General features: G+C 62.3%; 14 protein-coding genes. 11 read left to right on the top strand and 3 right to left on the bottom strand.

The features are described from left to right. The 9 genes from DL1_RS13980 to DL1_RS14020 form a co-directional block, all read left to right on the top strand. Positions 1–536: S49 family peptidase (locus tag DL1_RS13980; protein WP_038067497.1), on the top strand; the 536-nt coding region annotated here is incomplete at its 5' end. A gap of 19 nt (positions 537–555) precedes the next feature. After that, a complete protein-coding gene (locus DL1_RS21825) occupies positions 556–714 on the top strand; it encodes a hypothetical protein (RefSeq protein ID WP_162178758.1) in 159 nt (52 codons plus the stop codon). Continuing rightward, entirely contained in the window at positions 714–1,694 is a 981-nt protein-coding gene (locus tag DL1_RS13990) for a calcium/sodium antiporter (RefSeq protein WP_038067502.1), read from the top strand. Before DL1_RS21825 ends, DL1_RS13990 begins: the two co-directional genes overlap by 1 nt. Beyond that, complete coding sequence (locus DL1_RS13995; RefSeq protein WP_038067505.1) at positions 1,691–2,467, top strand: SDR family oxidoreductase; 777 nt, start codon at positions 1,691–1,693, stop codon at positions 2,465–2,467. The genes DL1_RS13990 and DL1_RS13995 overlap by 4 nt, the downstream gene beginning before the upstream one ends. 325 nt (positions 2,468–2,792) lie before the next feature. Next, positions 2,793–4,673 carry an excinuclease ABC subunit UvrC gene (gene uvrC / locus DL1_RS14000; RefSeq protein WP_051693577.1) on the top strand — a complete coding sequence of 627 codons (1,881 nt, stop codon included), beginning with the start codon at positions 2,793–2,795 and terminating at the stop codon, positions 4,671–4,673. Position 4,674: 1 nt separating this feature from the next. Further along, entirely contained in the window at positions 4,675–5,745 is a 1,071-nt protein-coding gene (locus DL1_RS14005) for a lysine-2,3-aminomutase-like protein (protein ID WP_038067507.1), read from the top strand. Between the two features lie 45 nt (positions 5,746–5,790). Then, positions 5,791–6,420, top strand: a complete 630-nt coding sequence (gene pgsA, locus DL1_RS14010) for a CDP-diacylglycerol--glycerol-3-phosphate 3-phosphatidyltransferase (protein WP_038067509.1) — start codon at positions 5,791–5,793, stop codon at positions 6,418–6,420. After that, positions 6,413–6,661, top strand: coding sequence for a molybdopterin converting factor subunit 1 (moaD, locus tag DL1_RS14015; RefSeq protein WP_038067512.1), 249 nt, complete (start codon positions 6,413–6,415; stop codon positions 6,659–6,661). The genes pgsA and moaD overlap by 8 nt, the downstream gene beginning before the upstream one ends. A gap of 1 nt (position 6,662) precedes the next feature. Then, entirely contained in the window at positions 6,663–7,103 is a 441-nt protein-coding gene (locus DL1_RS14020; protein ID WP_038067515.1) for a molybdenum cofactor biosynthesis protein MoaE, read from the top strand. Here the strand turns inward: DL1_RS14020 and DL1_RS14025 are convergent, their stop codons facing one another. Both DL1_RS14025 and DL1_RS14030 read right to left on the bottom strand, forming a co-directional pair. Then, entirely contained in the window at positions 7,104–7,484 is a 381-nt protein-coding gene (locus tag DL1_RS14025; RefSeq protein WP_038067517.1) for a histidine triad nucleotide-binding protein, read from the bottom strand. It lies immediately after the preceding gene. An 11-nt stretch (positions 7,485–7,495) separates the two neighbouring features. Beyond that, the gene (locus DL1_RS14030; protein WP_038067520.1) at positions 7,496–9,073 is read right to left on the bottom strand and encodes a DUF5928 domain-containing protein; all 1,578 of its coding nucleotides are present in this window, start codon (positions 9,071–9,073) and stop codon (positions 7,496–7,498) included. A 147-nt stretch (positions 9,074–9,220) separates the two neighbouring features. Between DL1_RS14030 and DL1_RS14035 the strand changes: the two genes are divergently transcribed. Both DL1_RS14035 and DL1_RS14040 read left to right on the top strand, forming a co-directional pair. Next, the gene (locus DL1_RS14035; RefSeq protein ID WP_038067524.1) at positions 9,221–10,039 is read left to right on the top strand and encodes a sulfotransferase family protein; all 819 of its coding nucleotides are present in this window, start codon (positions 9,221–9,223) and stop codon (positions 10,037–10,039) included. 79 nt (positions 10,040–10,118) lie between these two features. After that, positions 10,119–11,297 (top strand): MFS transporter, encoded by a 1,179-nt coding sequence (locus DL1_RS14040; RefSeq protein WP_038067526.1) that lies wholly within the window; start codon positions 10,119–10,121, stop codon positions 11,295–11,297. Here the strand turns inward: DL1_RS14040 and DL1_RS14045 are convergent. Then, the gene (locus DL1_RS14045; protein WP_038067529.1) at positions 11,294–13,573 is read right to left on the bottom strand and encodes an FdhF/YdeP family oxidoreductase; all 2,280 of its coding nucleotides are present in this window, start codon (positions 13,571–13,573) and stop codon (positions 11,294–11,296) included. The genes DL1_RS14040 and DL1_RS14045 overlap by 4 nt on opposite strands. Positions 13,574–13,604 lie beyond the last annotated feature (31 nt).

Below are 13,604 nucleotides of genomic sequence, written 5' to 3' on the forward strand. Positions count from 1 at the left end.
GGCTGGCCTGCGCCGCCGATGAGATCTGGGCCGATACGACCTCGGTGGTGGGCTCTATCGGCGTGATCTCGTCAGGCTTCGGGCTTGATCAGTTCATCGGGCGCCACGGCATCGAGCGCCGCGTGCACACGGCGGGCGGCTCGAAAAGCTTCATGGATCCCTTCCGCCCCGAAAAGGAAGAAGACATAGCCCGGCTCAAGCGGCTGCTTGAAGATATGCATGACAGTTTCAAAGACTACGTCCGTGCCCGGCGTGGCGCGAAACTGGCCAGTGATCGCGACCTTTTCACCGGCGATATCTGGACCGGGCGGCAGGCGCTGGCCGAGGCGACCGGACTGATCGACGGCATCGGCCATGCCGTGCCCAAGCTCAAAGAGCTCTATGGCAAGAATGTCCGTACCGTGGCCTATGCCCCCAAACGCTCGATCTTCCGACGCTTTGGCGCAAGCCTTGGTACCGAGATGGGAGCGGGGGCTTCCGGCGCGCTGATCGACGCCGCCGAAGACCGTGCCCTCTGGGCGCGCTACGGGCTGTAGAGCGATGTTGATCAAAGGCATGACACTGTTTCTGGTGGTGATGATGGTGCTTGCGATGTTCGGCAAGCTCCGCGTCCCCGGACGCAAAGGCACGCCCCGGCTGGCCGCGCGCTGCCAGTCCTGCAAGCGCCCCCTGATCGGGCGCTCCCCCTGCGCGTGCAAACAAGGGAAGCGTTAATGATACTCGATCTCGTGTTGATCGCGATCGGGCTGGGTTTGCTCGTCGTGGCGGGTGACTTTCTGGTCAAGGGCGCCGTGGCGCTCTCTTTGCGGTTTGGCATTCCGGCGCTGATCGTCAGCCTGACGGTTGTCGCCTTCGGCACCTCCGCACCCGAGCTGATGGTCTCGATTGCAGCGGTACTCGATCATGCACCCAGTATCGCGCTGGGCAATGTCGTGGGCTCTAACATCGCCAATATCCTTCTGGTGCTGGGCATTCCGGCGATTATTTCGGCCATTCGCACGGATGAGCATGACACCCGCGAGAGCCTTGTCTTGATGCTCGCCGCGACGGTTTTGTTCATCGTGATCGCCCTGCTTGGGCCGATCCGCTGGCCGCAGGCGCTGATCTTGCTGGCGGGGCTGGGCGCGATCTTGTTCCGACAGATGCGCCAAGCCCTCTCGCACCGCGCCGAGCGCAATGGCACCTCCGATGGCGACGTGCTCGCAGACGACGGTCTTGAGGATGCCGATGCTGAGATGCCGGGCGTGCGCATCGTGCTTTGCCTGCTGGCGGGCCTGATCGGGCTGCCGCTCGGGGCCAACCTGCTGGTCGATGGCGCAAGCGATATCGCCAAGGCGCTGGGCGTCTCGGATGCGGTGATCGGGCTAACGCTGGTGGCCGTCGGCACATCGCTGCCCGAACTGGCCACCTCGATCTCCGCCGCCGTGAAAGGCCGCGCCGATGTGGCGCTTGGCAACGTGATCGGCTCAAATATCTTCAACCTGCTCTGCATCATCGGCGTGGCGGGGCTGTTTGGCACGATCCCGGTGCCGCTGCAAATGCGTCAGCTCGACCTGTGGGTGATGCTGGCCGCCTCGCTCTTGCTGGTGCCGTTCATTTTCGGCCACCGGGTGATCGGGCGTTGGATGGGCATCGCGTTCACCTCGGCCTATCTTGCCTATGTGCTGGCCCTGCTGATCGGAGGATATGTATGAAACGCGCATTGATCACCGGCGGTGCCAAGCGGCTGGGACGCGCGATGGCGCTCTATCTTGCAGGCCGCGGCATCGATGTCGCGATCCATTACAACGGCTCGGCCGAGGCGGCCGAGGCTACGGCGAAAGAGGCGCGCGCTCTTGGCGTGCGGGCCTCCGTCGTTCAAGCCGATCTGCTGGAGGAGGCCGCGACCGCGACGCTCATCGCGCGCGCCTCCGAGAGCCTTGGCGGTCCGCTGGACATCCTGATCAACAATGCCTCGATCTTCGAATATGACACGATCCACAGCGCGACCCGCGAAAGCTGGGACCGGCATTTCGACTCGAACCTGCGCGCGCCCTTTGTGCTGATACAGGATTTCGCCCAGCAGGCGCCGAAAGCCGAGATGCGCGACGGTGAGCCGCGCGCCCGGGCGCTTGTGCTCAATATGCTCGATCAGCGGGTGCGCAAGCTGACGCCGGAATTCATGACCTACACGCTGGCCAAGATGGGCCTGTGGACGCTGACCCGGACCGCGGCGCAAGCGCTCGCCCCCGATATCCGGGTCAATGCTATCGGCCCCGGCCCGACCTTACAGGGCGCGCGGCAATCTGAAGAGCACTTCACGCGCCAGCGGGCAGCGACGATCCTTGAGCGTGGTGCGAACCCCGAGGATATCTGCGCGGCTTTGGGATATTTCCTCGAGGCGCCAGCGGTGACGGGCCAGTTGATTTGCGCCGATGGTGGCCAACATCTTGGCTGGCAGACCCCTGATGTTCTGGGGCCGGAATGACGCGAAACGCGTGGACCCTACGGCAAGTTGTGCACCCTGGAAGAATCAGTCACATGGCCGTCACAAAAGTATTAATACTTTCAATCACTTGGCACGTATTGATTTTTTTATCTTTAAAAATCAAAAGGTTAAAAAGTCGCTCAAAATTTAGGCAAGCCATGGGAAACGTAAGGTACACTGAGCAAAAGCGCGTTCACGGGAATTTGCCAACAGAGTTATCCCCAGTTTTGGTGGACATGTTTTTCCTTGATCCGGCGCGTCTAAGGGTGCAGCCAATCCGAAGAATCGAAGCGTGCTCATGAACGACGATGATGACACACCCGAGATGACCCAGCCGCCCGCCGCGACCCGCCCCGCGCATGGGTTGACGGGCCATGCGCTGATCGCGGATTACCTCAAGCGGCTCGATGGATCGCCGGGCGTCTACCGGATGCTCAACGCCAAGGGCGAGATCCTCTATGTTGGCAAGGCGCGCAACCTCAAGGCGCGCGTGTCGAACTATGCGCGGCCCTCAGGGCATTCGGCGCGGATCGCGCGGATGATCCATGAAACCGCCTCGATGATGTTTCTCACGACCCGCACCGAGACCGAGGCGCTGCTGCTTGAGCAAAACCTGATCAAGCAACTCAAGCCGCGCTACAACGTGCTCGCGCGCGACGACAAGAGCTTCCCCAACATCCTGATTGCGACCGACCACCCCTTCCCCAAGATCTCCAAGCATCGCGGGGCGCGCAAGGATAAGGGCCATTACTTCGGCCCCTTTGCCAGCGCCGGTGCGGTGAACCGCACGCTCAACCATCTTGAGCGGGTGTTCTTGCTGCGCAACTGCTCGGATGCGATGTTCGACAGCCGCACGCGCCCGTGCCTGCAATATCAGATCAAGCGCTGTTCTGGCCCTTGCGTGGGCAAAATCTCGGAGGCCGATTACGACGCGCTTGTCGCCGATGCCAAGCGCTTCCTCGAAGGGCGCTCGACCACGATCCAGCGCGAGCTGGCCGAACAGATGCAAAAGGCCTCGGAAGAAATGGAATTCGAGCGGGCGGCCGCCCTGCGCGACCGGATCAAGGCGCTGACCAATGTCCAGCAAAGCCAGGGGATCAACCCGCGTGGCGTGGCCGAGGCGGATGTGATCGCGCTCCATTCCGAGGGTGGGCAGGCCTGTGTGCAGGTCTTCTTCATCCGCGGCAATCAAAGCTGGGGCAATCACGACTTCTACCCCAAGACGGGCTCGGGTGCCGAGGCCCCCGAGATCCTGCAGGCTTTCATCGCGCAGTTCTACACGCATCGCCCGCCGCCGCGCCTGCTGCTGCTCTCGCATCCGGTCGAGGATACCGAGCTGCTGGCGGAGTTCCTCTCCGAGCGCGCCGAGCGCCGCGTCGAGATCGCCGTGCCACAGCGGGGCGAAAAGGCCGAGCTGGTCGAGAATGCCGCGCGCAATGCCCGCGAAAGCCTTGGACGGAAGATGTCGGAAAGTGCGGCGCAGGCCAAACTGCTCGAAGGCGTGGCCGAGGCTTTCGGGCTCGACGCCCCTCCCAAGCGGATCGAGGTCTACGACAACTCGCATATCCAAGGTGCCCATGCCGTGGGCGGGATGATCGTGGCAGGCCCCGAGGGCTATATCAAAAGCCAGTACCGCAAGTTCAACATCAAGAATATCGACCTCACCCCGGGCGACGATTTCGGCATGATGAAAGAGGTTCTGACGCGCCGTTTCGCGCGGCTTTTGAAGGAAGATCCCGACCGCCAGACCGAGGCATGGCCCGACCTTTTGCTGATCGACGGCGGCGCGGGGCAGGTCTCGGCGGTGCATGAGATCATGGCCGAGATGGGCGTGACCGATATCCCGATGGTGGGCGTGGCCAAGGGCATCGACCGCGACCACGGCAAGGAAGAGTTCCACCGGACCGGCCAGCGCCCCTTCGCCCTGCCCCGCCAAAGCCCGGTGCTTTACTACATCCAGCGCCTGCGCGACGAGGCGCACCGCTGGGCCATCGGCACCCACCGCGCGAAACGCGCCAAGGCACAAATGGCTAACCCGCTCGATGAGGTGCCGGGGATCGGCGCGACGCGCAAACGCGCGCTGCTGTTGCATTTCGGATCGGCCAAAGCGGTCAGCCGGGCCGCTCCCATTGATCTGATGGAAGTCGAGGGAATCTCCGAGGCAATGGCCGAGACGATCCACAATTTCTTCAACGAGAAAGGCTGAGATGACCGATCACAGCCCGCCCGCCCGCGCGCTTACCCGCGTGACCGATCTGGAACGCTCCGGGCTGACCGAGCCGCAGGGGCGCGCCGATCTGGAGCGCGTGGCGCAAGAGTTTCGCATCCGAGTGACGCCCGAGATGCGCGGCGCAATCTCCACGCCCGCCGACCCGGTGGCCGCGCAATTCGTGCCCTCGGCACATGAATTGCATATCCGGCCCGAAGAGCTGGGCGATCCGATCGGGGATGACGCCCATTCCCCGGTGCCGGGCCTGACCCATCGCTACCCTGACCGGGTGATTTTGCACATCACGAAGACCTGCGATGTCTATTGCCGGTTCTGCTTTCGGCGCGAGACCGTGGGCGAGATAGGCCCGCTGCCCGAAGCTCAGTTGGACGCAGCACTTGAATACATTGCCGCCACCCCCGCGATCCGCGAAGTGATCCTGACCGGGGGCGATCCGCTGACGCTCTCACCGCGCAGATTAGGCGCGGTGCTCGATCGGCTGGGCGCGATTGCGCATCTCGACCAGATCCGGCTGCATACGCGGGTGCCGGTGGTTGCCCCCGAGCGGATCACGGAAGCGCTGTGCGAGAGGCTGCGCGCGGCCCCGACGGTCTGGATCGTGCTGCATACGAATGTCGCGCAGGAACTGACGGAGGCGGCCCGCGGTGCTATCGCGCGGCTGGTCGATCACGGCATCCCGTTGCTCTCGCAGACCGTGCTTTTGCGCGGGGTCAATGCGGATCCCGACACGCTTGAGGCGCTGATGCGCGCGCTGACCGCTCTGCGGGTGAAGCCCTATTACCTGCATCACTGCGACCTTGCGCGGGGCACTTCGCATTTCCGCACGACACTGGCGGAGGGGCGCGCCGTGATGGCCGAGTTGGCGCGGCGGTGCTCGGGCACGATGATACCGCGCTATGTGCTCGATATTCCGGGCGGATTTGGCAAAGTCGAGATCACCGCCGATCATGTCGCCCCGACTGGCACCGCAGGCCAATGGCGGATCACGGACCGTCAGGGCCGTGTTCACGATTACGCAGACCCGTCGCGCATATTCGATCCCGAGTGATGCAGCCTCTTCCGCTTTTCGAAACCTGCCGTTAGGTTGCCAGCCATGAGATGGAACCTACCGAATATCCTGACTGTGCTCAGATTGTTGGCAGCCCCCGGCGTGGCTGTCATGTTCTTGTATTTCCATCGCCCTTGGGCCGATTGGTTCGCTTTGGCCCTTTTCGTGGGAGCGGCGGTCACCGACTGGTTCGATGGCTATCTCGCGCGCGCGTGGAAACAGGAAAGCAAGTTCGGTGCGATGCTCGATCCGATTGCCGACAAGGTGATGGTGGTGATCGCGCTGGTCGTGCTGACGGGCTACTCGGGAATGAACCCCTGGCTGATCCTGCCAGCCACGGTGATCTTGTTCCGCGAAGTCTTCGTTTCCGGACTGCGGGAGTTTCTGGGCGCCGATGCGGGCCGCCTGCGCGTCACCAAGCTCGCCAAATGGAAAACCACCGCGCAGATGGTCGCGATTGCAGTGCTGTTTCTGGGCACCGGCCTAGCCTATCTCGAGCAAGGCCGCGCCCCGCGCGCCGGCGAGGGGGACATTCCGCTTGGCCTGAGCCCGGCAGATATCGCGACGCATATCGGACTGATGCTGATCTGGATCGCCGCGATCCTGACCGCGATCACCGGCTGGGACTATTTCCGCAAGGCCCTGCCCTATCTCAGGGAGCCCGGCGATGATTGACGTTCTCTATTTCGCTTGGGTCCGCGAGCGCATCGGCCTGCCGCGCGAGACGCTTGAGACGCAGGCGGCGACCGTGGCCGATCTGGTGACCGAGCTCAAGGCGCGCGAGCCGCGCTACGAGGCCGCCTTTGCCGATCTGTCGGCGTTGCGCGTGGCGCTCGATCAGGAGCTGTCGGAGTTCGACGCCCCGCTCAAGGGCGTGCGCGAGGTGGCGTTCTTCCCGCCGATGACGGGGGGCTGAGATGAAGATCTCGGTGCAAGCCGCCCCCTTCGATCTGGGCGCGGAACTGTCTGAGTTTGGCACCGGACGCGCCGATGTGGGGGCCGTCGTGAGCTTCACCGGGATCGTGCGCGACGATAGCGGGCAGATGCACGCGCTTGAGCTGGAGCATTACCCCGGCATGACCGAGGCCGCGATCACCCGGATTGCGCAAGAGGCCGTGGAGCGCTGGGATCTGGCGGATGCGCTGGTGATCCACAGGCATGGGCGGCTGGCGATTGGCGAGACGATCATGATGGTCGCGACCGCCGCGCGCCACCGCGCCGCAGCCTTTGAGGCGGCCGAGTTTTTGATGGATTACCTCAAATCCCGCGCGCCCTTCTGGAAGAAAGAGCACGGGCCCGGCGGCACCTCATGGGTTGAGGCCAAAGACACCGACGAGGCCGCGCTCAAACGCTGGTGATCAGCGCATCACCACCATCGGGCCAAGCGGACGCCCGGCCAGAATATGCAGATGGAAATGCGGCACTTCCTGCACGCCGTTCTCGCCCGCATTGGTGATCGCGCGATAGCCATCCCCGCCCTCGCCCGGCTCCACGCCAAGCGCGGTACAGATCCGGCCTGCGGTGCGGTGGAAATCGAGGATCTCTGCGTCGGAGGCGGCGTTGCAGAAGTGATCGAAGCTCACATAGGCCCCCTTGGGAATGACCAGCACATGCTCGGGTGCCTTGGGCGCGATGTCGCGAAACGCCAGCGTGTGCTCAGTTTCGAGAACGGTATTATTGGGGATCTCGCCGCGCAGGATCTTGGCGAAAATGTTCTGATCGTCGTAGCTATAGGCCATGGCGCGCCTCCTCAGTCCTTGAACAGATAGTCGAGCTGGGCCAGTTCATGGGCCACAGCGTCGGGGATGTCGAGAGCCCGCGCAAGGGCGCGGGCGTTGTCCTCGGGGCTGCCGTTTTCGCGCATCAGCTCATAATGCTCAAACCCGGCATCGCGCAGGCGCTCACGCTCAAAGGTCATATCGGCCCGGATCGTGGGGAGCACCTTGGCCAGCACATCGGAGGGGGTTTCCTCTCCGGCCAGACCGACCCGGCGCGCATGGCCCGCCAGATAGTCATCACTGAAGCTGCATTCGATCTCGAGAAGCCGCGTTTCGCATTTATCCCCGGTGAAATCCCGGATCACATCGAAGGCAGAGGGATCAAGGCAGATCAGCATCCGGTCCGAGCCCGCATGCTCGAACAGCATCCGCATCAGCACCCGCCGGTGACGGTTGCGCTTGTCCTTGGTTTTCTCGATCCCGCCCAGATCGGGCAGCTCGCACATCTCGTCAAAGACATATTCCATGGCGTGGATCGAGCTGTCGCGGGCGCTCAGCTCTGCCACCAGCCGCTTGGCCACATGCCATTTCTTGCACGCCACGATGAACAAGGTGCGCTCTCGACCCAAAGTCGATTCCGCCTCCCAGAACCGCGGGGCGAACCGGCGCCCGATACGCCCCCGGCCGGTGAGAAACTTATGCAGCGCGCGCCCCTCGTTCGAGATCGCGAACTGCACGTCCTCTTGGGCCCAAAGCGCGCCAAGCCGATTCCTGAGCTCACGCGCCTCAGGGCTGATCTTGCGCGCAAATAGGTAATCTTGACTCAAGAGCAGGTCGTAATGGTCGTTGTAGAAATTCGCGGGCATCCCGTAATCGGTGAACATCAGGAATGTCAGCGTGCGCGCGTGGATCTCGGCCTCGGGGACGACGTGGCGCACGATGGTCTGAAAGAAAGTCTCATCGGGGATCCATGTGGTGCGGAAGAACTTCATCACATCGGGTCGGCTGCGGATGAAATCGAGCACCCATTCAATGGTGCGCCGCCGCAAGCACCACCATTGCGAGCCGATCATCATCTGGATATCGGCGGGCACCTCGCGCGCCATCTTCAGACGCTGCTGCGCGCGGTAGCTTGCGTAGAAACGCTTGGGCTGGGTGCGTTCGTTGAACCAGTGCCGATAGATCAGCCGGTCTTCCTTCAACCCGGTCTTGATCCAGCCTGAGCTGAAGAAGTCGAAGCTCTCGATGTAATCGGCCTCTTCGGCATCGAGAAAATCATGCGCGTAGCGGGCTGTTTTGACCGGCATGCAATCGCCCGACAGCATGTAGAAATGCGTGGCGCGCGGAAAGTCTTCCTCCGCCGCCTTGAGCGCCTCGAGGGTCGCTGCCACAAGGCTCCACTCACCCCAGCCGCATTTTAACCGCTTGCGCGCGAAGGTCACGTTGGGGTTGTCTGACAGCGCCGCGCGCAGTTGGGCAAACTCGCTGGCCTTGGCGCTTGCATCATAGTGGATCGAAACAAAATCGCCGGTTTCCGTCAATCGCTGCGCTTGCGCGATCACCCCTTGGGGATCCTTATGTGTCAACAAAATAAACGCGATTCGTGCCATGCGAAAATCGGGGCCGTGGTTATTTGGGTCACTATCTGCCTTGTTAGCGTCAATTCACGTTGAAAAGACAGCGTTTCTTTGCTCTTAAGAGCATAATTATCGCGCTATGGCCGCCCTGACGGGCCCTGCGCAGTCGGAGGAAAGTGAATGGGGTTTCCCGGAACCTGGATGACGGAAAGCGAAAGCATGGTCTATCGCGTTGTCCCCAAATGCGCGTGCTCGTCGATTGGGCAGATCATGTATTACTCGGATCATGGCCGCTATTTCGACGGAGACATTCACGATTCAACTTCTGGCCTGCACAAATGGGCGCAACCGGAAAGCCAGACGCCGATCACTGAGAATGTCACCGGCCATAAAAGCTATGCCTTCACCTGCGTGCGCAATCCCTATGGGCGGATCCTCTCGTCCTTCTTCGACAAGATCGCGGGCATCCAGCGCAACGGGAAGCGCTATCGCGGCAATCTCGTCCCGAAGCTGGTGCAGAAATACGGGATCGAGGTCGGCTCGCCGGAGGATAACTTCGATTTCGACCAGATCGCCTCGTTCCGCCGCTTCTTGCTGTTTGCACGTGACACCATCCGCTGGCGCCGCCCGATGGATCCCGACATTCACTGGTCCGCCATGTCGGGTCATATCTCGACCTTCATCGTGAATGGTGGGCGCTACGACAACATCTTCTTCACCGAGAAATTCAACGAGGGCATGAAATCCGTGCTCGATGACATCGAGACCCCGGTGAAGATCGATATCGAGAGCGTTCCGCGCTTCAATGAATCCGAAGGGCACGGGCCCAAGCGGGCCCATAAGATCAGCGAATATTTCGACGATCTGTCGCGCCATCTGGTCTGGGAAATCTACAAAAAGGATTTCCAGCTGTTCCAATATGACTTCGATGATCCCGACAATAAAATGCCCATCGGTGAGGTCGATCTCGACGAGGTTCACGCCAAGCTTGGCGATTGAGACCTAATTCGGGGCTTGCAGATTGGCAGATGTACTCTACTTCGAGCGGGTCTGATTCACTCTAGCGGAGCCCTCCCCCATGTCGCTCAGCCCCCGCAAAGCCCGGGCCGTGATCCTGTCACTGGCCCTTGGAACCTTTGGCATCGGTGTGATCGAGTTCGCCTCGATGGGCCTATTGCCATTCTACGCCGCCGATTTCGGCATCAGCGAGGCCCGCGCGGGTCACGCGATCTCGTCTTATGCGCTCGGCGTGGTGATCGGCGCGCCGCTGCTGGCGGTGGCCGGCGCAAAGCTGCCCCGCAAGGGCTTCCTGATCGGGCTGATGGGCTTTTACGCCTTGGCCAATATCGTAGCCGGGTTTGCGCCGAACATGACGACCTTCACCATCGCGCGCTTCTTCTCGGGGCTGCCGCATGGCGCGTATTTCGGCATGGCGATGCTGTTTGCCGCCGATCTGATGCCAAAGGGCAAGCGCGCGCAGGGGATCGCGCTGGTGATCTCGGGGCTCACGGTCGCCAATATCATCGGCGTGCCACTGGCGGGGGCCATCGGGCAGTATTTCGGCTGGCGCTGGGGCTTTGCCATTGTCGCGGTGATCTGCGGCCTCTCGACGCTTCTGATCGCGCGCCACGCACCTGTGGTGCCGCGCGATCCTGATGCCAGCCCCATGCAAGAGCTACGTGCGCTTGCCAACCGCTCGGTCTGGCTGACATTGGCGGTGGGCTCGGTCGGGTTTGGCGGGGTGTTTGCGGTCTATTCCTACCTGTCGGCCACGATGATCGACACGCAGGCCGGGCCAAGCTGGACGATCCCGATCGCACTCTCGGCCTTTGGCATCGGCGGCACGCTGGGCAATATGATCGCGGGCCGCCTGTCGGACTGGTCGCGCTTTGGCGCGGGGGTAATCTTGCTGAGCGGTATGGCGGTGATGACCTTGCTCTATACGATCACCATCGGGCACTGGGAATGGATGTCGGTCGCGATGATCGCGATGGGCACCACCGCCGGGCTGATCATTCCGATGCAGATGCGGCTGATGGAGGTCGCAGGACGCGCCCAGACGCTTGCGGCGGCGCTCAATCACGCGGCCTTCAATTTGGGCAACGCGCTGGGGCCCTTCTTTGCGGGCCTTGCGCTGAGCGCGGGCTATGGCTGGCAGTCGACCGGGATCGTGGGCACCGCGATGGCCTTGGTAGGGCTTGCCTTCCTTGGCATCGCCTATCTCGACTCGCGCCGCCCCGAGCCCCTGCCCGCCTAGGCTTTCTCGATGCGCACCGGCACCCCTTTGGAGCCGGGCGTCTTCGAGAGCTGGTCGTGCAAACCCACCGGGATCAACACGTTGCATTCCGGGTAATAGCCCCCGACCGTGCCGCGCGGCATATCGAACTGGCACAGGCTCAGCCCCGTTTTGATCCGGTCCACGCCATCGCCCATATCGCCGCGCACGGTGATCTCATCGCCGTGCTTCAGCCCAAGATCGGCAATGTCGATCTTGTTCATCAAGAGCACATCGCGCGTGCCCTCGATCCCGCGAAAGCGATCCGAATAGCCGTAGATCGTGGTGTTGAACTGATCGTTCGAGCGCATCGTGATCATCCGGAAACGCCCCGGCGCATCCTCGAATCCCAGCGCGTTAAGCCGGTCCGGCGTGGTGAATTCCAGCTTGCCGCTTTCGGTCTTCCAGACGCGCTCATGGGCGGCATTGCCACGCCAGAACCCGCCCGGCTCATTCATCCGGGCGTTGAAGTCGCGGAAATCGTCGGGATATGTGGCCTCGATCAGATCGCGCACCACCGAATAATCCTTGATCCAGTCCAGCCAGCACAGCTTGTCATTGGGCGCGCAGGCCGCCTGCGCGATGCGACAGGTGATCTCCAGTTCGGATTTCAACGTCTTCGCCGCTGGCGGATGTTTGCCCAGCGAGCCATGGATCATCGAGAAGCTGTCCTCGACGCTCACATATTGGTTGCCGGTCTCTTGCTCATCGACCTCGGAGCGGCTCAGGCACGGCAGGATGTAAGCCACCTCGCCCGGATAGAGATGCGACCGGTTGAGCTTGGTCGAGACCATCACCGTCAGCTTTTGCTGTGGCCAGGCGGCCTCGATACGGTCGGTGTCGGGCAGCGCGCGCAAGAGGTTTCCGCCCATGCTCAGCGTGGCTGATACCTTGCCCTCCAGCATCGCCTGCGCCGCATCGACGATATGCATCCCGTCTTTCTGCGGCGGCTCGAACCCGAAGAGATCGCGCAGCCGATCCATCGGGATCAGCGCGGTCTTCTCGGCAATACCCACGGTGCGCTGGCCTTGCACATTGGAGTGCCCGCGCACCGGGCAGCAGCCCGCCCCCTTGCGCCCGATATTGCCGCGCAGGGCGAGGAAATTCACCAGCATCCCGATATTGGTCGCGCCATGGGCGTGCTGCGTGAGCCCCATCCCGTAGACACCGATCACGCGCTCGGCCTTGATATAGACCTCGGCGGCCTGACGCAGCTCGGTCTCGCTCAGGCCGCATTCATCGCACAAGGCCTGCCACTCGGTGCTGCGGCAGAACCGCAAAAAGCCCTCGTAATCGTTGCAATGCTCGCGCAGGAACGCCCAGTCGATGATCGGCGCGCGGCCCTGCGCCTCGGCTTTTTCATCCGCTTCGATGACGGCCTTGCACAGCCCCGTCAGGGCCGCGATATCCGAGCCTGCCTTGAGCTGGTGATACTGATCGGAGATCTTCGTCTCGCTGCCCGTCAGCATGTCATGCATATTCTGCGGATCGACAAAGCTGATCAGCCCCTGCTCGCGCACCGGGTTGAAAGTGACGATCTTGGCGCCGCGGTCCTTGGCCTCTTTCAACGGATGCAGGAAGCGCGGCGCATTGGTGCCAGGGTTCTGGCCGAAGAAGAAATAGCAATCGGTCTCTTCGAGGTCTTCCCAAAGCACCGTTCCCACCGATGAACCGATCACCTTCTTGAGCCCGACGCTCGTCGTCTCGTGGCACATGTTGGAGCTTTGCGGCAGGTTGTTATTGCCATAGGCCCGCGCCATCAGCGCCCAGAGATAGGAGGCCTCAAGTCCCGCATGGCCCGAGGAGTAGAACACCACCTGCTCGCGCGGCAGATCTTTGAGTGTGGCGCCGATCTCCGCAAAAGCATCGTCCCAACTCACCTCGACATAGCGGTCGCGGGCGGGGTCGTAGCGCATCGGCGCGGTCAGCCGTCCGGTCTTTTCCAGCTCGTGATCGGACCAGTCGCGCAGCCCCGCCACGGTGTGATCCTCCCAAAACTCGGGCGTGCAGCGCGCGCGGGTCATATCCCACAGCGTTGATTTCGCGCCATTCTCGCAAAACTCGAACGGGTGGTAATTGGCCGGTTTGGGAAAGGCGCAAGAGGCACACATATAGCCGCCCGGCTTGTTCTGTCGTTTGAGCGTGCGCACCGCATCTGCCGAAGGCCATGTTTCGCCAAAAATCCGGGTGATCCCTTTGAGCGACCCCCAACCGCCGGAGGGGCCGCTTGTTTCGGGAAGATCATCGGTTTTGGACATGGGCGGCCTCCGGCTGAACATAAAAAAGCAC

It is taken from the genome of Thioclava dalianensis (assembly GCF_000715505.1).
Classification (GTDB): domain Bacteria; phylum Pseudomonadota; class Alphaproteobacteria; order Rhodobacterales; family Rhodobacteraceae; genus Thioclava; species Thioclava dalianensis.